The following is a 22,800-nucleotide window of genomic DNA, read 5'->3' on the forward strand; positions in this document are numbered from 1 at the left end:
TTCGGGTAACATCATCACTATTATTTGTAGCTTTGTCATAATCTAACAAATTATGTTTTAAAAGTTATAAAATGACATTAGTTGCCACGGATTTTGGAATAGACCAAGCATTAGAAAAATTAGGGATCAAGGAAATCAATAATGGTACCTCAACAGGATCTGATTATTTTTCATCAGGGGAAATTATTGACTCCTATTCCCCGGTAGATGGGGCTTTAATTGCTAAAGTTAAATCCACCTCCTTAGATGATTATGAAAAAGTTATGGAAACGGCCACTGAGGCCTTTCAAATCTGGCGAAAAAAACCTGCTCCTCAAAGGGGCGAAATTATTCGTCAGTTTGGAGATAAACTGCGTGAACTAAAAGAACCTTTAGGTAAGTTAGTCTCTTATGAAATGGGAAAATCGTATCAGGAAGGTCTTGGCGAAGTTCAGGAAATGATAGATATATGTGATTTCGCAGTTGGCCTTTCGCGGCAATTACACGGACTTACCATGCATTCGGAAAGACCCGGGCATCGCATGTATGAGCAATACCATCCCTTAGGTATTGTAGGTATTATCTCTGCTTTTAATTTCCCAGTGGCAGTGTGGGCCTGGAATACAGCACTTGCATGGATTTGTGGGGATGTTTGTGTCTGGAAACCATCAGAAAAAACACCACTTTGTGGCATAGCTTGTCAAAATATAGCTGCTGAAGTGTTCAAAGCTAATGGACTCCCAGAAGGAATCTCCTGTTTAATAAACGGCGATTACAAAGTTGGAGAAATGATGACAACTGACAAAAGAATCCCTTTGATTTCCGCTACAGGTTCTATTCGCATGGGAAAAATTGTTGCACAAGCCGTTGCCGCAAGACTTGGCAAATCGCTCCTTGAATTGGGCGGCAATAATGCCATCATCGTTACCCCTGATGCAGATTTAAAAATGACGGTTATTGGAGCTGTATTCGGTGCGGTTGGTACCGCTGGTCAGCGATGTACTTCTACAAGAAGACTTATCATCCACGAATCTATTTACGATAAGTTAAAAGATTCTATTGTTACTGCTTATGAGCAACTGCGAATTGGAAACCCGCTGGATGAGAATAATCATGTGGGGCCGTTAATAGATAAAGATGCCGTAGCCATGTACAAAGAAGCTCTGGAGAAAGTGGTAGAAGAAGGTGGAAATCTTATTGTGGAAGGCGGTGTTTTGGAAGGCGAAGGTTATGAAAGTGGTTGTTATGTATATCCGGCCATAGCCGAAGCCAACAATAACTATGAAATAGTACAGCATGAAACATTTGCACCCATCCTTTATTTGTTAAAATATTCAGGTGATGTAGAAAATGCGATAAAAATTCAGAATAATGTTGTTCAGGGACTTTCCTCCGCCATTATGACCAATAATTTACGAGAAGCCGAAAATTTTCTTTCTGCAGCTGGCAGCGATTGCGGTATAGCCAATGTAAATATTGGTACTTCGGGTGCTGAAATTGGGGGCGCTTTTGGAGGTGAAAAGGAGACCGGAGGTGGTCGTGAAAGTGGTTCCGACGCCTGGAAAATATATATGCGGAGACAAACCAACACTATTAACTTTACTACAGAATTACCTTTAGCACAGGGTATAAAATTTGATCTTTAGAGATAATAATCCTTACATTGATTTTAGCTGCTTCATTAAATGAAAAATGAATCGGATTGGAGTTCCTGTAAGTGTTTAATAAAAAAAGCAAAATTTAATTATTTCATTCGAACTCCTTAGGCAAATTCATTCTTAAAATACAACTTCTCTCCTGGAGAAAATCTTTACAATATTGTCAGTTGTAAAAAATAAAAATTTGGAAGATTGAATTGAATAATCTGAACACTAAAAAAACCGCTGCTATTAATAGAATAAATAACAACGGGATTCTTAATTAACTAAACTAATTCAAACTATTAGTAAGCAGCAATAGAGCAATGTTTCAATACCGGTGCCTCGCCGGTAGAAATTGCGTTGCAGCTTAATTTCAACAAATATCCTAAATGGTTGTTTATTTCTAAGCGAGGAAATTATGATTGGTTGTGAAAAGTGTGTAATTGGTAGCTATTTTGCTATGTCCTGTATTTGTTTTAGGAGGAAACATCTTAGTCATTATTAGAAGATTAACCAGATAGTGTAGGGTATTTAGCCCATCTGTTTTAACAAAATTTAAGATTTTTTTAATACATTGTATTCAGAACGACAAATTACCAATTACCATGACAAAAAAGACAACCAACTTGCTTGGGATTATAATTACCATTTTGGCAGGTATTTATTTTTTTGTAATGTATTGCAGTCAATGTGGATTAGATGACGACTTTGCCACTCTTCACAATGAAGATTCTTCTGTTGTAAATAACACAATGAATCCAGAAACAATTGAAAAAAGCAAGCAAGAATTTTTATATAAGAACTAAATAATATCAACTTATGAATTTGGAAAGTATAAACATCTGGTGTTGGCTCATCCCTATTCTTGTAGGTGTTCTGTGCGCTATTTTTGGATATTTATTAGGGAAAGGAGGCAATACACCCCTCGACAATTCTGAGCTAATAGAACTAAAGAATCAAAATGCAAAATTAGAAGCTGATCTAGCGGCATGTAATAAAAAAGTGGCCGCTGAGAGTTTAGCAATGGTTTCTTCGGAAATTCCTTTTAACAAAAGTGCCGCCAAAGCAGCAATGGGTAAAAACGTAAAACTGGATGACCTGAAAATTGTTGAAGGCATAGGTCCTAAGATTGAAGGCCTTTTTCACAATTATGATATAAAAACCTGGAAAGCCTTATCCAAAACTACTGTTTCAAAATGCCAGCAAGTATTAGACTCAGGGGGTGATCGTTATAAAGTCCATGATCCCGCGTCCTGGCCAATGCAGGCGAAAATGTGTTATGAAGGCAAGTGGAAAGAATTAAACAAATGGCAGGTAGAACATAAACATGGCAAATTATAATAAAAAGACCGGATTATATCCGGTCTTTTTATTTATACTATTCCATTGGCTTCTACCCATTTAAATCGGAATTGATCCTCACTCAGTTTCATTCTTTCGGCAATACGTTGCAAACGATCCGGCATACCCAAAAGATAATCCCTGGCTTTTTGTGCCTCGTCTGAAAGGCTTCTTATTGCTTCGAGATCCCAATACTGATTCAATTTATTAAAGATGTCAATATAATCATGAGAAGTATACACTCCCAATCTTTGAGCGCAGTTGGAAAAATTTTCGAATGCAAGTCCCATGCTTTCTCCAGATTCCCTCAAGAAATGGGCCGGCATTACAATTTTCCTCTTCATCATATCTGCATAGGCTAGCATCATACCATTGGGGTCCTGGCCAAATATGGTCTTTACAAATTCCCTATATGCCAGATGATGACGCATTTCATCACCTGCAATTATGCTGCACATTTTACTCAGAAGAGCATTCCCCTTTTTCTTAGCCATCTGACCTACTCTTTTGTGCGAAACATTGGTAGCCAATTCCTGAAATGAAGTATATACAAAATTCTTATACGGGTCTCTGTCTGTTCCAATATCAAAGCCATCATTAAGTAAGTACTGTGTTGAGATCTCAACTTCTCTCATGTTTACCCTTCCGGAGAGATACAAATATTTATTAAGCACATCGCCGTGTCTGTTTTCTTCTGCTGTCCAGGCTCTAACCCATTTAGCCCAACCACTTGGTTCTTCTGTGTGCTGATTAATTCCTTCGACATCCATTAACCATGATTCATACGTTGGCAGTGCTTCTTCTGTAATAGTATCTGCAACCATAGTAACCCAAAAATCATATCCCAATTCTTTAGATTCCTCTCTGATTTGCTCCACCTCATCAAAAAAACTTTCACTTCGTGAATCGGGAAGAAAATCAGAAGGTTGCCATATCTCATCAATAGGAATTAAAAATGAATCCATAAACCCGGTAACTTGGGGTTCAATTGCCTGCATCACCTCCAGCCTTATATTTTTCGTAGACATATTTAATTTTTTTACAAATTACGACAATAAAATCTTGTATTTATTGTAGAAGCAATTCAAATATTAATTTCTTCCCTTTTCATTTGGATAAAAAAGATAAACCGGATCACTTTGCCATACTTGTTTGGAATCTACGTCCATTATGGACAAGGGCCCTCTAAAAGCTGCTCCGGTATCCATATTCCATACATTCGCGGCCCTATGAGGTTTGTTTTTGCCAATTCTTGTTACAGGGGTATGACCAATATAAATTTCATGGTAATTGGAGAGTCTTTGAGGGTAATACAAGTCTGTTTCAGTAAGTTCCGGATCAATGGCCAATGCCAGTTCCCATAAAGTCCTATCCCAGTAGAATATTTTAGGAAAATATTCAAATTCTATACCTTTTAAGCTTGTGAAACCAGCATGAATAAACAAACGGTTCTTATCATCCAGATAGTAATTGTCCAGGTTATTATAAAAATCCATATGAACGCTTAGCGAACCATCCTCAAGTACCTCATAAGAATCCCTGCTAGCTTTACCTCCATGTTGTAACCAGGTAGGGTTATCTTTTCCTGTTCTAAGCCAATCATAACAAAGTTCATCATGGTTCCCCCTTAAAAATATGCATTGGTGTGTTGCTCTTAGCCCAATTAAAAAATTTACCGTTTCAACAGCCTGGCTCCATCCGTCGACATAATCTCCCAGAAAAACAAGAAGATCATCCTCACTGGCATTAGCCCTTTCCAAAACTTGTTGCAAAGCTTTCAGGCCAGAATGTATATCTCCGATTACTAAAGTTCTCATTTGGCAAAAATCGCAATAATTCCAATGATGGCCATAATAAAAAGTATGAGCAGGAATATTTTCCAAAACGAATAAGGCCGAATACCATGGATTTTACCGGTTTGCCCGTTTATGTAAAAGTGATATTCCTTCCCTTTGTAATTGTAGAAACTTATATAAATAGGTAAAAGAACATGTTTAAAAGTTTCATTTGAAAGTTTTATATCCGAATGGTGAATCCTTTGTGTATCACCTCCAATATCTTGTCGTATCCATGAATGCGCTATTTCTTTGGCCTTTTGGAATGATTTACGATGTCCTTCTCTTAAGGTAATAGTGTATTTTTCGGTCACAAATCCAGAGAGATATTTTGAATTAAAGGTTGCAAGCTCTTTCAAATTCCAATGCGATATCTGCGTTGGAATTTCTTGTTGTTTATTCTCAGAAGCACTGATTAGTATATCATCAATAAAACCGTCAACCGTGCCATAGGCCGGCGTCCAACGCGTTTTTCTTACCTGTTTGGTTTGAGTTCCATTTTTAGTCTTATAGGTCTTGGTAACATAGTAATAATCTCCTCTTTGACCTTCATAGGATGCTACGAGTTCTGCATCAAAAGTCCAAAAAGGAAGATATAGCCCATGCATGGCTTCCGGATCTAACGATGCACGCTTGAGTTTATTTGGGGCAAACCACAATCCCTTTACCCACTTTTTGAATATCCTTCCAGCCTGTTTGCTATTTAATTGAAAAGGAACAAGTGCCCCCGGAAGTATCCAGCCTTCTCTTTCTGTATCCTCTCTAATAAGAGGCTCCCCACAATAGACACAATGAAGCGACTTGTAATTTTCTTCAACATGCTGGTTAGCCCCACAATTTTTACAATGCAGAAGATCTATAGTGGCATCATATGCATTATCTCCTACGGCCTTAAGATAATGTTGCAATTCAAGTTCTTCAAAACTTCGCTTTGCCTTTTCTATAAATTCTTCATATCCGCAGTACTCACATTTAACCTGATGTGAACCTGGTTTGTATTTTAGTTCTGCCCCACAATTGGCACAGGATTTTTTCTGTTCTGAATACTGGGTTTTTTCCATTTGCATTTGTTACCAAATTCAGCAAAATTGGTAAAGTGTTTCTAAATCCCGAGGGGTTTACTTTTGTGGCAAAGGTGGTGGGGTACTGCCACCTAAAAAAGCCTTTAGTTCTTCAATTTCTTTAAGAGCTGTCCACTCCAAAAGACCCTGTTTCCATACAAGAGAATCTCTGTTAATAGTTCTGTTTGCAAACAGTTCTTTTAATTTGTCAAAAGTAACGGGGCCAAGTTGTTGCCCGTTTGCAGCATAGTAATACATTACCTGAACAGGCATCGGAGGTGGTAGAGCAGCTCCCTGTGGTTGTGGCGAAGTAACCGATTGCTGAGTTGGTTGACCCATTAGTGTTCCCATTTGTTGCGCCAGGACAAACCCCATGCCGAGTCCCATGCCAGCTCCGGCTGTACCTCCTTCATTTTTAGCTGCGGCTTCCATGGCTTTGGCTGCCTTAAATTGAGTGAGTTTGGACAAATCTAATTTATCTAATCTGCTGTATTCAAAAATCTCTTTCTTCAGTTCTTCCGGCATAGAAACGTTTTCTATATAGAATTTTTCCAATTCTATCCCTACACGTTCAAATTCAGGTTTCATGACTTCCTGACAAGTTTCAGAAAGTTCACTTGTATTTGCTGCGTATAACTCCAACGGCAGGTTGGCTTCTCCAACAGTATCCGTGAAACGAGTCACAATTAAGCTTTTAAGATGCTCATTTACTTCGTAATTCGTAAAATTCCCATCAGTGCCTACTACATCAACTACAAACTTTCCAGGATCACTAATTCTAAAACTATAGGTTCCGAAAGCGCGTATCTCAGTCAACCCAAAACGCTCATCACTTAGCATTATCGGGTTTTTTGTGCCCCACTTTTCATCCGTAAATAACCTTGTGTTAACAAAATAAACTTCTGCCTTGAAAGGGCTGTCAAATCCATATTTCCATCCTTTTAAAGTAGTCAGAATTGGAAGGTTGTTGGTGTTAAGTGTATAGGTCCCCGGGTTAAAAACATCTGCCAGTTGACCCTCATTAACAAATACCGCTTTCTGACCTTCTCTAACCACCAATTTGGCATTATTTTTAATTTCATTTTGATACCGCTCAAATCTGTGAACTATAGTATCATTGGTGGTGTCAATCCATTCTACTATATCAATAAACTCCTGACTTAGTTTCTTTTTTATCTCATCAAATAGGTTCATTTTGCTAAATTTTTAATTCCAGAAAAAGGTAAACAATTCTTTAAAGCAGACCAAGCGTCTTTAATGAATAAATGGTTAAGACTAACACTCAGAATCAATAGGATAAATAGTAGTTGTTTTTTTGGTCTAACACCTAAATTCTCATTACTTTGGGAGTTACTTAATTACAATTTCATGAAAGAAGTATTTTGTATAGGTGAAGTGCTCATAGATTTTGTGGCTGAAAAACAAGGAAGCGATTTATCCCTCGCCCGTGAATTCACAAAAAAAGCCGGCGGTGCCCCGGCTAATGTAGCTTGTGCAGTAGCCAAACTGGGAGGAAAAAGTACATTTATTGGTTGTGTTGGCAATGACCCTTTTGGTACCTTTTTATTGAACGTATTAGAAAATGAAGGTGTGGACGTTTCTTTAGCACAACGTTCAGAAATTTTTACTACCCTGGCTTTTGTCTCTATTGCAGAAGACGGAGAACGTGATTTTGTCTTTAGCAGGGGTGCGGACAAAGAACTTAAATACAGTCCGGCAATTAAGAAAAGGTTCAATAAAAATATAATACATTTTGGTGCAGCAACAGCACTTTTAGGTGGAAGTTTGGAGGAAGCATATGGACGGTTTTTATTTGATGCCATAACTCAAAACGCATTTATCAGTTTTGATCCAAATTACAGAGCGGACCTATGGAAAAACAAAACCGATATCTTTATTAAAAAGTGTATGCCATTTATTGAAAAATCTACACTCTGTAAGTTTAGTCTGGAAGAAGCCAAATTAATTTCAGGCAAGGAAAATATTTCGGAGGCTTGTGAATTTTTCCATGAAACCGGTACAGAAATCATTACAATTACGCTTGGTTCTGAAGGTACTTTTGTAAGTTCTCAGGGGCATTCACAGATAATCCCGAGTATTAGCGTAAAACCAGTTGATACCACAGGTGCAGGGGATGCTTTTATTGGTTGTTTGTTAAAACAAATTTCCACACTGGATAATATTGAAAGTATGCGAAGTAATCCCGATTTACTTTTTGAAATGATCACTATGGCCAATAAAGCCGGGGCAATAACCACAATGAACTACGGGGCAATTAAGTCATTACCGTCTCAAACTCAACTCGACCATTAGAATGAACCAAGCCTCATTACACCGCTTGTTGGCTTCAGATAAGCTGGATAAGCCGGAGAAAGCCAACCTTAATGACTTATTCGATTTGAGGCTATCCACTAACCATTCTATTATACAAAACTTATTCTTATCGCTTTATCCGGAGACCACCACCCCAGATTCATTTCAATACCTAATGAAACTTTTGCCTGAACTTTTTAAGAAAAGGTCGAAAAATTATAAAATTCAGGACTTAAGAAGGCTTAAAGATGCCAATTGGTATCAATCAGAAAAAATGGTCGGCATGCAATTGTATGTAGATCACTATAATAAGGATTTGAAAGGTCTAGAAACTAAAATTCCATATTTGGAAAAATTAGGAGTTAACCTCATTCATATAATGCCTGTCACTACAAGGCCTACAGGAGAAAATGATGGGGGATATGCGGTGAATAGCTATACCCGGGTAGACAAGAAATACGGTACAAAATCGGACTTGTTAAATCTGGTAAAAAAAATGCAGTCAAAAAATATGCATCTGATGATGGATTTTGTTGTAAATCATACTTCAGATGAATTTCCCTGGGCAAAAAAAGCAATGGCCGGTGATAAAAAATATCAAGATTATTATTATACATACCCGGACAGGCAATTACCGGATGAATTTGAAAATTCCTTGCCGGAAGTGTTTCCCAGAACATCACCCGGTAATTTCACTTTCAATAAAAAAATGAATAAGTGGGTTATGACTGTGTTTAACGATTATCAATGGGATCTTAATTATACAAATCCTTTGGTATTTATGGATATGCTTACTAATCTGGTAGACTTAGCCAACTTAGGGGTAGATGTTATTCGCTTTGACGCCCTGGCCTTTCTTTGGAAGAAAATGGGCACAAATTCTCAAAATCTTCCGGAAGCCCATAGCTTAATTACATTATTTCGAATGTGTTTGCAAGTTGTTGCTCCGGGGGTTGTTTTACTGGCCGAAGCTATAGTTTCTCCCAGAGATATTATAAAGTATTATGGTGAGGGCATTAATAAAGGTAACGAGTGTGAAATTGCATATAATGCCACTTTAATGGCTTTGCTCTGGAATTCAATTGCAACAAAAAAAACACATCTATTATACAAGAATCTGCTTAACATACCAGGCAAACCCTCAGAGGGAACCTGGATAAATTATATCAGATGTCATGATGATATTGGACTTGGTTTTGAAGACCGCTACATATACGAAGTAGGTTGGGATGCAGTTGCTCATAGAAAATTTTTGTTGGATTACTATGGCCAAAAACTTGATTGGTCGCCGGCTATGGGGCAAATTTTTATGTATAATCCCAAAAATGGTGATGGAAGAATAACCGGCAGTGCAGCCTCTCTTCTTGGATTGGAAAAAGGTTTGGCACAGAACAATCAGGAATTGATAAAAATGTCGGTTGATAAAATCCTAATGTTACACGCTATAATTTTATCATATGGGGGAATTCCTATGATCTATGCCGGTGATGAAATAGGGATGTTAAATGATTATACTTATCTTAAAAATAACGACTTAAAAGAAGATAGCAGATGGGCCAACAGGCCCAAACAAGATTGGAAAACGGTATCTGAATTAGATAAAATTGACACCCCGCAAACACAAATATTCCATTCCTTAAAAAGACTAATAAAAATTAGGAAAAATACCCCGGTATTTGCTGACAAGAACAATTTAGTGTTACATCCTAACGCAAACCCACATCTTTTTATGTTTGAGAGAATAAATAATTCTGAGAAAGATGTCCTTGTAATATGCAATTTTGATGAAAAAATTCATTTGGTTGAAGTCGGAACGCTTGATTCCATGGGCTATGTATCCGAAGGTAAATTGAAGGATCTGGTGTCAGGCAAAAATATTATTTTAAAAAGTGGCTTATTAGACATAAATCCATATCAAATATTTTGGCTGCGTAAGTCTTAGCTATATTTTACTTTTCTTAAAATTCGCAGAGACTCTTTCAGAGATTTATAAATACTCAAATCATATTTCTTTAATATAGGCCTCGCTGCATCCAGAAGATCCTTAGCTTCTTCAAAACCATTAAAATGGCATATAAGATAAGTTGCCGGTAATAATTTTAAATCTAGTTCTTCTGAACGTTTCAGGGATACCCCCCTTTGTATTTTTTGGAGTATTGCCTTGTTTGAATTAAAAATATGATGCAACGTCTTTTTGTCATATTGAGGCGGTTCAAAAATTAAATCGCTTTGAATTTGATAGGTCCCATTATCTGAAAAGAATATATCCACTTTTTCCAAAGGATAATATTTCTGTTGATCCCCTAGGCCCAATTTCACATACTCCATAATAGTAAACGATTCATCATTATAATTTATGGAAATTTCATCGAGGGCAGAATAGAAAAGTTTAACCTGTTCGTTAATAAGTTCAATGTCAACCCTGGAATAAAAAACCTCATTTTTGACTTTCTTTTGATTCCCTGCCCAACAGAGTACAAACTGTTCTTTAAAAACCTTATAATTGCTAATCAGATCCCTGTGTCTGTTATTTATAAAGTCTATAACACCATCAAGTGTCAGTTCAATATTATTTCGCGCATGTTGTTCAATTGTGGCAACAGTGTCTGAATTGATATCCTTCAACACAACATCAAAAGCCTTAGGCATGCTTATACTTCCGTCTCTGAAAAAAACGGCCCCACCATAGTATTTCCAAATATTACGCCGCAAAGCGCAAACTTTACCATTAGACTTTATAGTAACTAAACCTACCACTTTGCCTTCAGGTAAATGTGGAAAAGGAATATTCTCGTAAGAAATTAATGGAGGGTTATCCAAGTAAGCATTTACGAGGTTTTGAATCTTACTATCATCAAAGAAATCTACTCCAACAATTTTATTGTCTTCATCCTCTACGCCAACTACTATAAATGAATTATTAATTGGATTGCTATTAGCCAGCGCACATACATGCTTCAGAAACTTAGCTTTCCCTTCTCGTTTACCTATATTTATGAACCTTTTTTTATCATAAAAACTATTCTCGTCATTATGAGCCAAAAGGTTTTTTACCAATAGGCGTTTATTAATCATATTGTTTTATTGACTATTGTACTGCTTGCCTGAGCAGTGGGCATGACTACCAGATCTGCAATGTTTACATGAGACGGTTGTGAAATTACAAAGAAGATAATGTTTGCTATATCTTCCGGTTTTAAAGGTTGAAACCCCTTATAAACAGTCTTGGCTCTTTTTGCATCTCCTTTGAATCTAACATTGCTAAACTCAGTTTCCACCAATCCGGGGTTTACAGCTCCTACCCTTATCCCATAAGCGTTCAAATCAATTCGCATTCCCTGATTAATTGCATCAACAGCATGTTTACTGGCGCAATAAACATTCCCTCTTGGATAAACCTCTTTGCCCGCGGTAGAACCTATATTAATTATGTGGCCCGAGTTGCGCTCCACCATTTGTGGTAAAATTGCCCTGGAGACGTATAATAGTCCTTTTACATTAATGTCTAACATAGCATCCCAATCCTCCAGACTGCCTTTTTCTATAGGATCCAGGCCATGAGCATTTCCCGCATTATTAATCAAAATATCTATATGTCTGAATTCCTTGGGTAATGATTCAATAGTGGCTGAAACAATATCCTTATCACGTACATCAAAATTTAAAACACATACATCAGTTAAAGGTTCTAACTCCTTTTTCAATTCTTTTAAAAGCTCTGTTCTTCGTCCACAAATTATCAAACGAATGCCATTAGCTGCAAAAAGCTGCGCTGTGGCCTTTCCTATGCCACTGGTTGCGCCTGTAATAAATGCTGTTTTCTTCATAAGAATTAAATGAGAGATTATAAATTAAGGTACCTTATGTCCCTGAGATGCCACCAATAATGCAAACCAATCCTCCAACTCCAACTCAATTTCAGTAGCTCTTATCGAAGCTTTTAATCGATCTTTGTTCGTGGTACCAACTACAGGGTGCACTTTAGAAGGATGTCTTAGGATCCATGCCAGGAGAATTTGACTACTATCTGCTTTATATTTCTTTTTAAATTGTTTCAGTACTTTTTTAATGCGCTTCCTTCTTTTATCAGTCTCCCTGAAATAACTGCCCAACGGACTCCAGGCCATTGCGGTGCGTTTATGAAGAATGCAATCATCAAAAGTACCATCAAACATTAATTTTTCAGCGGTTAAGGAAAATTCAACCTGGTTAGCATTTACCGGTATTACTGACTCCAATAGCGCAATCTGAGAAGGTGAAAAATTAGACACTCCGAACTCCCTGATTTTACCCTCTTTTTGCAAATGAAGAATGGCTTCCGCAATTTCATCGGGCTCCATTAAAGGGCTTGGCCTGTGCAATAAAAAAAGATCCAGATAGTCTGTTTTAAGTTTACTCAGAGATCGTTCCGCAGACCATACAATGTAATCCTTGGAATAATCATAATGTTTCACCTTATTATCTCTGGCTTTGCAGACATATTGAATTCCACATTTGGTAACGAGTTGTACGCTTTCTCTAGGTATTTCACTTTTAAAAAAAGCGTTTCCAAAGGCTTCTTCGTTATCATAACCTCCATAAATATCCGCATGGTCAAAAGTTGTTATTCCATTTTCCACACAATAATCTATAAGTCCAGACATTTCTGCTTTTGAAAGATTCTTCCCCCAACTTCCCCATGTCATGGTTCCGGCAATAATTTTTGAATAGGATATCCGGTTTTTCATAAGTATGTGAAAATATAAAATAAATCCCTTAAATACTTCATAAAACTTAGGGTTCTGGCCATTTTTTAACCAATCATTAACAGCACTTATATAAATAAATTTTCAATTTGCGCCCTACTGTGAGACCAACATATTAAAAACCAAAAAATAAAATCTTTTCATGGAGGAAAATACTACTGTAGATATAAGTGCTGTTAATGAAAAAATTGCACAGGAAAGTGCTTTTATAGACCTGCTTCTTATGGAAATGAACAAGGCTATTGTGGGTCAGAAGCATATGCTAGAACGATTGTTAATCGGACTTTTAGGACAGGGTCATATTTTGCTGGAAGGAGTCCCCGGGCTTGCAAAGACTCTTGCTATTACTACGCTCTCAAAGGCGGTTAAAGGTAGTTTTAGCAGAATTCAGTTCACTCCGGATCTTTTACCGGCAGATGTCGTAGGAACCTTGATATACAACATGAAAGAAAATGATTTTTCAATTAAGAAAGGTCCAATTTTTGCCAATTTTGTGTTAGCTGATGAAATTAACCGTGCTCCCGCGAAGGTGCAGTCGGCTCTATTAGAGGCCATGCAGGAAAAACAAGTTACGATTGGTGATGAAACTTTCATTCTTGATAAACCATTCCTGGTTATGGCTACTCAAAACCCGGTTGAACAGGAAGGAACATATCCACTGCCTGAAGCTCAAGTAGATCGTTTTATGCTGAAAACGGTTATTGATTATCCAAAGATGAACGAAGAACAACTAATTATAAGGCAAAATCTTAAAGGCATACTTCAGGATGTGAAACCTGTTATATCACTTAAACAAATTCTAAGTGCGCAGCAGGCAGTGAGGGAAGTCTATATGGATGAAAAAATTGAAAAATATATCCTCGATTTAGTATTCGCAACAAGATATCCTGAAAAATATGATTTGGCAGATCTTAAACCACTTATAAGTTTTGGAGCTTCACCACGTGGCAGCATAAATCTGGCGAATGCCGCCAAGTGCTATGCTTTCATAAAAAGACGTGGCTATGTTGTTCCTGAAGATGTCCGTGCTGTTGTACATGATGTGCTGAGGCATAGAATCGGAATTACCTATGAAGCAGAAGCAGAAAATATTACTTCAGAAGAAATGATCAACCGGATTGTTAACGAAATTGAAGTCCCATAATAGTTCAACCTATATAATTAAATGCCATAAAAGCATTTGCTTATATAACTTAAAAGCTTGAACCCGCATGGATACCAAGGAGTTATTAAAAAAAGTTCGTAAGATTGAAATTAAGACGCGTCGTCTTTCAGATCATATATTTGGAGGAGAATACCACTCTACATTTAAAGGTCGCGGAATGACTTTTAGCGAGGTCCGCCAATATCAGTTTGGTGATGATGTAAGAAGTATAGATTGGAATGTAACAGCCAGATATAACGAACCTTTTGTAAAGGTGTTTGAGGAAGAAAGGGAACTAACCATGATGTTGATGGTAGATGTGAGTGGCTCTGAACTATTTGGCACAACCAATAGATTTAAAAAAGATATAATTACAGAAATATCTGCAACCCTGGCATTTTCCGCTCTTCAAAATAACGATAAAATTGGTCTTCTTCTCTTTTCTGATGAAATTGAGCTTTTTATACCCCCTAAAAAAGGCAAAAGCCACGTCCTTAGAATAATAAGAGAATTGTTAGAATTTTCTCCACAAAGCAATATGACGAATATTGGAGAAGCCCTAAAATATTTGACCAACGTCCTGAAGAAAAAGTCAATTGTATTTGTGCTTTCAGATTTTATGGCAACCAATTATGACCAAACACTAAAAATTACCGGGAAAAAGCATGATGTTACCGGAATTCGCATCTATGACGAAAAAGAAGAACATATTCCAAATCTGGGTGTTGTTCAAATGCTCGATTCGGAAACAGGATCACTGAAACTTGTAAATACACAATCTAAAAAGGTTCGGAATGCATACGGCGAATACTACAGAAATAGGGTAGACTACTTTAAAGATACTTTCACTAAATCAGGATGCGGTATTTTGGATTGCAGGGTAGATGAAAGTTATGTTAAAAAATTACTGGGTTATTTTAAGCAAAGAGGATAGATGTATAAGATTTTGATAAAATTAAAAGATATTTTTGGTGACTGGTCCGTACCGGTACTCCTTTTGTTTCTTTTATTTATTACCAATCCCATTATTGCCCAGGTAAAACCCGTCGTTCTCTCGAAAGTAGACACAACGAACATAAAAATTGGTGAACAAATTAAATTTACCGTTATTGTTGAGGCAGATTCAACTGCCCAGGTTTTCTTTCCTGAAGGGCAAACATTTTCCCCTCTGGAAACAGTAGAAGCCTTTAAAACGGATACCACACGAAAAAAAGATAGAATAACCCTACAAAAAATTTACGCGCTTACACAATTTGATTCCGGATCTTATGTTCTCCCGGCTCAGCGCATTGAAATCAATGGAGCCGGATTTTTCACTGACTCACTTCGGGTAGATGTCGCTACAGTACCCGTAGATACAGTGAACCAAAAAATGTATGATATTAAACCCCTAATAAGCGTACAAAAAAGCAATAGTGAATTTTGGAAAATCCTTTTAATAGTTTTACTTATTGCCGCCATTGCTGGCGGGCTTATCTATTGGTTTGTAATCCGAAAAAAACCATTGACGGAAGAAGAAAAGGTAGCATTATTGCCTGCTTATGACAGGGCCCTTTTAGAATTGAAAAGATTGGAAAATTCTAAATATCTAATTCAGGATAAGTACAAAGCGTATTATTCAGAATTAACTGCAATTGTTAGATCCTATCTCGAAGAAGAAGTGAATATTTCGGCACTGGAAAGTACCACAAGTGAACTGATTCATAAATTGGAAATGTTGAAGGATGCAGGTGAGTTAAAGTTACAGGACAATACAATAAAGCAATTTGAAAATATTTTGCAAACAGCAGATCTTGTAAAATTTGCAAGGTCTAAACCGCCGACATCAGTAGCCGAAAAGGACCGAAAAGCAATTGAAGAAATCGTTGTTAAGACAAAAGAGGCTCTTCCTGAACCTACAGAAGAAGAATTACTGGAACAAGAAGAGTACCAGGAAATTATTGCTCAGAAAAAAAGGAAAAAGAAAATTATTTCAATTGTATCGGCTGCGGCAATTGTATTACTGGTTTCTTTAGGAGGGGTAATTACATATTTAGGTCCTTCTTATGTTTGGGATACCATTACCGGGCATCCTACAAAAACACTTTTAGAAGGTGAATGGGTTTCCAGTTCTTATGGATATCCACCAATTATAGTTGAAACTCCGGAAGTATTAGTGCGGCAGGAAGTTAAACTCCCACCAGAGGTTAAGGCCAATATTAAAGAACTGCAGGCATTCATGTACAGAAGCAAAAAAGGTTTGCTTACCATTGGTACAACTTCGACAACCTTAAATAAGCCTGAAGAACCAGATTTCAATCGGGTTGTTGAACAAATATTGCAAAATTTTGAAGATCAGGGCGCAAAAAACATAATTACCAAGCAAGAAGAATTTGTTACCCTATCTGGTGTAAAAGGAGTTAAAGTATTTGGCAGGGGCAATTTTGCATTACCAGACTCAAAAGAGTTGGCTAAAGGACAGTATACCATTATTCTTTTTGGTGGAAATGGTTTTCAACAGCATTTAATTTTATCATGGTTAGATGAAGATGTTTACGCAGAAGAAATTGTAAATAGGATAATTGGTTCCTTGGAAGTTAAAACAGAGGCATAAATGTTAGAGAATATAGAATTTGCAAATCCTCAGTTTTTTTGGTTGCTTTTATTGCTACCACTGGCTTTGATATGGTACATATTCAAGAGCAAAGAGGAGAATGCGAGCTTGAAAATTCCGAGCCTAGAAGGGTTTACCGCAAATGACTTATTGCCAAAATTAAAACCGGTATTATTTGCCTTCCGTTTGTTGGCATTGACATTCATAATAGTAGCTATGGCACGTCCTCAAACTGAGGATATTTCTACTCGAACCAAAACCACAAAAGGCATTGATATTGTTATGGCCATTGATGTTTCTTCGAGTATGTTGGCAAGAGATTTAAAACCAAATAGATTATCAGCCCTTAAAGAAGTTGCTGCAGATTTTATTAGACAAAGACCAAATGATAGAATTGGTTTAGTTGTCTATGCCGGTGAAAGCTATACCAAAACCCCAATAACAAGTGATAAATCCATTGTTCTAAATGCCCTTAAAGAAATTACTTATGGTCAATTGAACGATGGAACAGCCATTGGTATGGGATTAGCAACTTCCGTTAATAGGTTAAAAGAAAGCAAATCTATAAGTAAGGTAATTATTTTGCTTACCGATGGTGTTAACAATTCAGGATTTATTGAACCCCAAACTGCCGCTGATCTTGCTGTGGAATTCGACATCAAGACTTATACTATTGGTTTGGGCACTAACGGAAACGCGCTCTCACCTGTTGCTTATAATGATGATGGGTCATATAGGTATGGAATGCGACAGGTTGAAATAGATGAGGAATTACTTAAAGCTATTGCCAACGCGACAGGTGGACAGTATTTTAGAGCAACAGACAATGAAAAATTGGAGGAAATTTATGATGAAATAAATAAATTGGAGAAAACAGAAGTTGAAGAATTTAAGTATTATAAATATGAGGAGAAATTCAGACCATGGATTCTTTTGGCTGGCGCTTTGCTCATTATGGAATGGTTCCTTAGAAATACAGTATTTAGAAGTTTTATTTAGAATATGATTCAGTTAGACGAGAAAATATATTTTTATCTTCTATCCATTATTCCGGTAATGGTAGTTATATATCTATTGCTTCAAATTTGGAAAAAAAGAACCCAAAAGAAGTTTGCCGCTCCCCATCTGTTGAAAAGACTATCTCCTAATAAGTCTAAATTCAAATCAATATTAAAATTAATTTTTCTCGTTTTAGGGATTTCGTTTCTGGTTTTAGGTCTTGTAAACCCTAAAATTGGAACAAAATTAGAAACAGTCAAACGAGAAGGAGTAGACATTGTTTTTGCTATTGATGTCTCAAAAAGTATGCTGGCTGAGGATATTGCTCCAAACAGACTAGAGAAATCTAAGCGATTGGTTTCTGAAATTATTAATCAATTAGCCAGTGATAGAATAGGTATAATAGCATATGCGGGTCAGGCCTTTCCTCAGTTGCCAATAACTACAGATTATGGTGCAGCTAAAATGTTCCTTCAAAGTATGAATACAGATATGCTTTCATCACAAGGAACGGCCATTAATGAAGCTATTGAACTGGCATCTACCTATTTTGATGATGAGGAACAAACAAATAGGGTATTGTTTATTGTTTCGGATGGTGAGGATCATTCTGAAGGCTCAACACTGGATGCTGTTGAATTAGCCGTTGAAGAAGGAATAAGAATTTTTACAATTGGTGTTGGAAAGACAAAAGGCAGCCCAATTCCCATTAAAAGAAATGGAATCGTAGAAAGTTTAAAAAAAGATTCACAAGGTGAAGTGGTTATCACCAGATTAAATGAAGAGATATTGGAGGAAATTGCAGACGAGGGTGATGGGGAATATGTAAACGGATCAAATACAGATGATGCTGTTGACTTCATTAAAGAAGAATTAAACCAAATGGACAAAAAAGAATTTGAAGCCAAGCAATTTGCAGAATATAAGGACCAATTTCAATGGTTCCTGGGTATTGGTCTTTTGTTTTTATTTTTGGAAGTTTTTTTATTGGATCGAAAAACTAAATGGCTCAAAAAATTGAATTTGTTTAACGAACAGGAAATTCATTAAAATGAAAAAGTTTGTATTATTTATTTTTTTTATAAGCGCTGCCGTTTTTCCGCAAGATGATGTGAAAGAAAAGGAAAAAGCACTCAAAGCCTCAACAGATATAACATTTGAAGCGAATAAGGATTTAGCCGATAACGATTTTATAGATGCGGAGGTGAATTACAGAAGAGCCATTTCCAAAAGTAATGAGAATACCGCGGCCCCATATAATTTGGGAAATGCTTACTATAACAAAGAGAGTTTTTCTGAGGCATTTGGCCGTTTTAAGCAAGCAGGGGAATTGACATCGGAAAAACCTGTTAAACATAAGGCATTTCACAATATGGGCAATGTATTCATGAAAAATAAAGAATACGCTAAGGCAGTTGAAGCTTATAAAGAAGCATTGCGCAATGATCCGTCGGATGAAGAAACCCGATATAATCTGGCACTGGCCAAAGAGCTGCTAGAAAAAGATAAGAATAATCAGAATAAAGACGATAATAAAGAGAATCAGGATCAGGAGGAGAAAAAAGATAAAAACCAGGACCAGCAAGACCAGGGAGATAATAAAGACGAAAACAAAGGAGATCCCAAAAACGAAGAAAACGATAAAGAGAGTAACGAAGGAGATAATGGAGAGCAGGAAAAAGAAGAAAATAAAAAAGGTGAAGGCGATGACAAAGAAGAAGAAAAAAAGCAGCCTGAACAGGGAGATCAGGAACAGCAAAAACAACCCAGACCAAACCAGTTGTCTCAACAGCAAATAAAAAATTTACTCGAGGCAATGCAAAATGAAGAGAAAAAAGTTAAAGAAAAAATGGATGCCCAGAAAGTAAAAGGGGTTAAAACAAAAAATGAGAAAGATTGGTGATATTTAATAAACTTAAATATTTTATCATTTGTATATCTTTTCTATTACTGGCCTCTGGCCAGGCAATAGCACAAGATAAAGAGGCTATTACTTTTGAAGTAAAACTCAGCAAAAGCAGGTTGGGAATAAATGAGCGTCTAAGGGTAGATTTTGAAATGAACAAAGACGGCGATAATTTTACCCCGCCGGATTTTGAAGGCTTTAGAGTACTTATGGGGCCCTCCCAATCTATTAGCTCTTCCTGGATAAATGGGGTCAGGAGTTATTCCAAAACCTACTCCTATACCCTTGCTCCTACTTCCAGAGGGAAATTCACTATTAAACAGGCAACAATCACAATTGATGGAAGGATCTATAAATCCTTGTCGAAAAATGTAGAGGTTACAGCCGCTGTAGATAAACCAAATGATCAAATGTCTGTAGAAGACTTTGCTGATGACAATTTACATTTAGTAGCAGAAGTTTCCAAAACTTCTCCGTATCTCAATGAGGCCATAAGTGTTGTTTACAAATTATATGTAAGTCCTACTATTAATGTTTCTAATTTTCGCCCACTGGATAATCCTAAATACAATAATTTCTGGAGCCAGGATATGCCATTCACAAGATATGATGTTCAAAATGGCACTTATGAAGGAAAGGCTTATCGTTATGTAGTTCTTAAAAGAGTCGTACTCTATCCTCAAAAGAACGGTGAATTGACCATTGAGCCTCTCTCCTTGGATGTAACATTGGAAGTACCTACTAACAAACGCGACTTTTTTGGTGGGAGAATATATACTCAAACCAACAAAACAGTATCGGCAGGAAGGCGCGTGATTAATGTAAAACCCTTACCATCTGAAGGGCGGCCTGCAGATTTTGGAGGAGCAGTGGGTAATTTTGAGTTTTCTGTTACTACCAGCAAAACAACATTAAATGCTTCAGAGTCATTACAAGCGACAATTACTGTACAAGGGAACGGGAATTTAAAACTATTTCAATTACCCGAACCTTCACTTCCCGGAGCTTTAGAAGTTTATGAACCGGAATTTAATGAAGAAGTGAGAACAACACTCTCCGGTATGAAGGGAAAAGTGAGTAATAATTATACTGTAGTCCCATCATTCAGAGGAAAATACCCCATTCCTAGTATTTCATTCAGCTATTTTGACCCGGAATTAGAGATTTACAAATCTGTGGCATCCGATGAGATTATGATAAACGTTATGGAAGGCCCATTAGGATCAGGTGCAATAGCGAGTGGCCCTTCAACAACAAGTAAGCAGACGGTTATCAACACAAATGATCAGTTTAATTTTATTAAACTTAAACCAAACCTATCTGTTATTGGTACTAATTATTTTTTTGGTTCTACACGGTTTTATTTTTGGTTATTTTCACCATTTTTGCTTATTCCAATTGCCGTACTCTTTGGTAAAAGGCGCGAAGCCATCGCTAGTGATGTAGCGGGTAACAAAATCAAGAAGGCCAACAAACTGGCAAGGAAATATCTCTCCGAGGCCAAAAGGGCCTTAGGTAACAAAGAGGCATTTTATATTGCACTTGAAAAAGCTTTACACAACTATCTTAAAGCTAAACTAAAAATAGAAACCTCTGAGTTTAGCAAAGATAAAATAGCTTCTTTGTTGTCTAAAAAAGGAATAGACGAGACAACTAACCATGCCTTTGTAGATCTGCTTAAGAATTGTGAAATGGCTCGCTATAGCCCTTTCTCTGATGTCCAGATGCAACAAGATTACAATAAAGCCGGTGAAACAATTTCATCAATAGACAAAAAGCTTTAGTTATGAAGAATTTGATCTTCTTATTATTAATACTGCTATCGTTTACAGCCAATGCTCAAAACGAAGCCCTTTTTAACAGGGCAACAACGTATTATAATGAAGGTGAATATGAAAAAGCATCTGAGAACTACTTTAAAATATTGGAGAATGGTGAACATTCGGCAGCAGTTTATTACAATATAGGTAACTGTTACTACAAATTAAACCAGATAGCGCCAAGTATTTATTATTATGAAAAGGCTTTGTTGCTTAAACCCAATGACAGGGAAATTAAAAATAATCTGGCATATGCTCAAAATATGACTTTAGATGCTTTTGAGCCGCTTCCGGAGACAAGTCTGTCAAAGTTATACAAAAATATTACCGGATTGCTCTCTTTCGATCAATGGTCCTATGTAGGTGTTTTCTTTGTATTGCTCTTTGTCCTGGCCTATATTTTATTTTATTACCTTAGGTATTCTACTCATAAGCGCATAGCATTTATCACGAGTATTGTTTCTTTCTTTATTGCGGTTTTTTGTATTGTACTGGCATTGATTCAATTTCAGGATTTTGAGGCAGATGAGCCGGCAATTGTATTTTCCGAGGAGCTACCAGTAAAATCTGAACCAAATAATAGAAGTTCACAGGCTTTCCTTTTGCATGAGGGAACAAAAGTCTATGTATTGGATGAGTTGGATGATTGGAAAAAAATAGAACTGATAGATGGAAAAGCCGGCTGGGTCCCTGCAGGCGAAATTAAATTGTTGAAGGATTTTTAATTTTTCTTTAACAATTATTCATTGTAGTTACGTTTATATTTGCTTTATAACCAATTTAACAATGACTAGATCTGCAATTATAGCGACCCTTATTGGCATTTGGCTGTTTGCGATAGTTGCCCCATCTGTTATTACCCTGGTAAATAATGGGGAAAGCATTTTAATCTCTTTGAATTTAAATGAAGAAGAGCAGCAAGAACAGTCTAAGAAAGACAACAAAGAGGAAAAAATACTGCTAGAAAATTGGCTGGCTCAGGTTCAATTATCCCCGCACGAAAAATCACCCTATTTAGAGATGGAAAAGATAAATTCTTCTACTCATTCCATTGAAATTCCCTTACCTCCTCCGGAATTAATGGTCTATAACGCATAAGCTCATATACAATTTAGTTTCTAATCAATCCTTAATAATTTATTGAGGACAATACTTTTATAATTATGTTTAAATATTTAAAAAACGACCTACCGGCTAGTATAGTGGTATTCTTTGTGGCACTTCCCTTGTGTTTAGGAATAGCCTTGGCCAGTGGCGCACCTTTATTTTCTGGTTTAATAGCCGGAATAGTGGGAGGTATTATAGTTGGATCACTTAGTGGCTCGCATATCGGGGTCAGCGGCCCTGCTGCTGGTTTAGCAGCCATTGTTTTAACTGCAATTGGTGCTCTGGGAGGTTATCAAAACTTTCTGGTGGCAGTTGTT

22 protein-coding genes are annotated in these 22,800 nt (G+C 36.8%); 15 read left to right on the forward strand and 7 right to left on the reverse strand.

Annotated features, from left to right (window positions below; genetic code table 11):
• The first annotated feature begins 71 nt into the window (after positions 1-71).
• The 3 genes from Q0X89_RS03555 to Q0X89_RS03565 all read left to right on the forward strand — a co-directional run bounded on the left by Q0X89_RS03555 (position 72) and on the right by Q0X89_RS03565 (position 2,960).
• Positions 72-1,625 carry an aldehyde dehydrogenase family protein gene (locus tag Q0X89_RS03555; protein WP_297691231.1) on the forward strand — a complete coding sequence of 518 codons (1,554 nt, stop codon included), beginning with the start codon at positions 72-74 and terminating at the stop codon, positions 1,623-1,625.
• A 599-nt stretch (positions 1,626-2,224) separates the two neighbouring features.
• The gene (locus tag Q0X89_RS03560; protein ID WP_297691232.1) at positions 2,225-2,425 is read left to right on the forward strand and encodes a hypothetical protein; all 201 of its coding nucleotides are present in this window, start codon (positions 2,225-2,227) and stop codon (positions 2,423-2,425) included.
• Positions 2,426-2,438: 13 nt separating this feature from the next.
• Positions 2,439-2,960 carry a hypothetical protein gene (locus tag Q0X89_RS03565; RefSeq protein ID WP_297691233.1) on the forward strand — a complete coding sequence of 174 codons (522 nt, stop codon included), beginning with the start codon at positions 2,439-2,441 and terminating at the stop codon, positions 2,958-2,960.
• A 32-nt stretch (positions 2,961-2,992) separates the two neighbouring features.
• Here Q0X89_RS03565 and Q0X89_RS03570 read toward each other — a convergent pair whose 3' ends face one another.
• The 4 genes from Q0X89_RS03570 to Q0X89_RS03585 form a co-directional block, all read right to left on the reverse strand.
• Entirely contained in the window at positions 2,993-3,988 is a 996-nt protein-coding gene (locus Q0X89_RS03570) for an acyl-ACP desaturase (protein WP_297691234.1), read from the reverse strand.
• 63 nt (positions 3,989-4,051) lie between these two features.
• Positions 4,052-4,777, reverse strand: coding sequence for a metallophosphoesterase family protein (locus Q0X89_RS03575; RefSeq protein ID WP_297691235.1), 726 nt, complete (start codon positions 4,775-4,777; stop codon positions 4,052-4,054).
• Positions 4,774-5,856, reverse strand: a complete 1,083-nt coding sequence (locus tag Q0X89_RS03580; protein ID WP_297691236.1) for a DNA helicase PriA — start codon at positions 5,854-5,856, stop codon at positions 4,774-4,776. The genes Q0X89_RS03575 and Q0X89_RS03580 overlap by 4 nt, the downstream gene beginning before the upstream one ends.
• Before the next feature lie 57 nt (positions 5,857-5,913).
• The gene (locus tag Q0X89_RS03585; protein ID WP_297691237.1) at positions 5,914-7,050 is read right to left on the reverse strand and encodes an SPFH domain-containing protein; all 1,137 of its coding nucleotides are present in this window, start codon (positions 7,048-7,050) and stop codon (positions 5,914-5,916) included.
• Positions 7,051-7,224: 174 nt separating this feature from the next.
• Here Q0X89_RS03585 and Q0X89_RS03590 point away from each other — a divergent pair, with 174 nt between their 5' ends.
• A complete protein-coding gene (locus Q0X89_RS03590; RefSeq protein ID WP_297691238.1) occupies positions 7,225-8,169 on the forward strand; it encodes a carbohydrate kinase in 945 nt (314 codons plus the stop codon).
• Position 8,170: 1 nt separating this feature from the next.
• Entirely contained in the window at positions 8,171-10,111 is a 1,941-nt protein-coding gene (locus Q0X89_RS03595) for an alpha-amylase family protein (protein ID WP_297691239.1), read from the forward strand.
• Here the strand turns inward: Q0X89_RS03595 and Q0X89_RS03600 are convergent.
• Genes Q0X89_RS03600 through Q0X89_RS03610 form a run of 3 tightly spaced genes read right to left on the reverse strand, consistent with a single transcriptional unit; the run spans position 10,108 to position 12,896 of the window.
• Positions 10,108-11,244, reverse strand: coding sequence for an ATP-binding protein (locus Q0X89_RS03600; protein WP_297691240.1), 1,137 nt, complete (start codon positions 11,242-11,244; stop codon positions 10,108-10,110). The two genes, Q0X89_RS03595 and Q0X89_RS03600, sit on opposite strands and share 4 nt — an antisense overlap.
• Positions 11,241-11,996, reverse strand: coding sequence for an SDR family NAD(P)-dependent oxidoreductase (locus Q0X89_RS03605; RefSeq protein WP_297691241.1), 756 nt, complete (start codon positions 11,994-11,996; stop codon positions 11,241-11,243). Before Q0X89_RS03605 ends, Q0X89_RS03600 begins: the two co-directional genes overlap by 4 nt.
• Before the next feature lie 24 nt (positions 11,997-12,020).
• The gene (locus tag Q0X89_RS03610; RefSeq protein ID WP_297691242.1) at positions 12,021-12,896 is read right to left on the reverse strand and encodes an aldo/keto reductase family oxidoreductase; all 876 of its coding nucleotides are present in this window, start codon (positions 12,894-12,896) and stop codon (positions 12,021-12,023) included.
• Between the two features lie 160 nt (positions 12,897-13,056).
• Here Q0X89_RS03610 and Q0X89_RS03615 point away from each other — a divergent pair, with 160 nt between their 5' ends.
• The 10 genes from Q0X89_RS03615 to Q0X89_RS03660 form a co-directional block, all read left to right on the forward strand.
• Positions 13,057-14,058, forward strand: a complete 1,002-nt coding sequence (locus tag Q0X89_RS03615) for a MoxR family ATPase (RefSeq protein ID WP_297691243.1) — start codon at positions 13,057-13,059, stop codon at positions 14,056-14,058.
• Positions 14,059-14,125: 67 nt separating this feature from the next.
• A complete protein-coding gene (locus Q0X89_RS03620; RefSeq protein WP_297691244.1) occupies positions 14,126-14,992 on the forward strand; it encodes a DUF58 domain-containing protein in 867 nt (288 codons plus the stop codon).
• Entirely contained in the window at positions 14,993-16,651 is a 1,659-nt protein-coding gene (locus Q0X89_RS03625; protein WP_297691245.1) for a hypothetical protein, read from the forward strand. It begins immediately after the preceding gene.
• Positions 16,652-17,650 (forward strand): VWA domain-containing protein, encoded by a 999-nt coding sequence (locus tag Q0X89_RS03630; RefSeq protein WP_297691246.1) that lies wholly within the window; start codon positions 16,652-16,654, stop codon positions 17,648-17,650.
• 3 nt (positions 17,651-17,653) lie between these two features.
• A complete protein-coding gene (locus Q0X89_RS03635) occupies positions 17,654-18,700 on the forward strand; it encodes a VWA domain-containing protein (protein ID WP_297691247.1) in 1,047 nt (348 codons plus the stop codon).
• 1 nt (position 18,701) lies between these two features.
• A complete protein-coding gene (locus Q0X89_RS03640; RefSeq protein WP_297691248.1) occupies positions 18,702-19,553 on the forward strand; it encodes a tetratricopeptide repeat protein in 852 nt (283 codons plus the stop codon).
• Positions 19,550-21,340 carry a BatD family protein gene (locus Q0X89_RS03645; RefSeq protein WP_297691249.1) on the forward strand — a complete coding sequence of 597 codons (1,791 nt, stop codon included), beginning with the start codon at positions 19,550-19,552 and terminating at the stop codon, positions 21,338-21,340. Before Q0X89_RS03640 ends, Q0X89_RS03645 begins: the two co-directional genes overlap by 4 nt.
• 2 nt (positions 21,341-21,342) lie before the next feature.
• Complete coding sequence (locus Q0X89_RS03650; protein WP_297691250.1) at positions 21,343-22,101, forward strand: tetratricopeptide repeat protein; 759 nt, start codon at positions 21,343-21,345, stop codon at positions 22,099-22,101.
• Positions 22,102-22,162: 61 nt separating this feature from the next.
• Positions 22,163-22,474: a hypothetical protein gene (locus Q0X89_RS03655; RefSeq protein ID WP_297691251.1), complete on the forward strand. Its 312-nt coding sequence runs from the start codon at positions 22,163-22,165 to the stop codon at positions 22,472-22,474.
• Between the two features lie 65 nt (positions 22,475-22,539).
• The coding region (locus Q0X89_RS03660) for a SulP family inorganic anion transporter (RefSeq protein WP_297691252.1) at positions 22,540-22,800 on the forward strand (261 nt) is incomplete at its 3' end.

This window comes from uncultured Eudoraea sp., assembly GCF_947258525.1.
Taxonomy (GTDB): domain Bacteria; phylum Bacteroidota; class Bacteroidia; order Flavobacteriales; family Flavobacteriaceae; genus Eudoraea.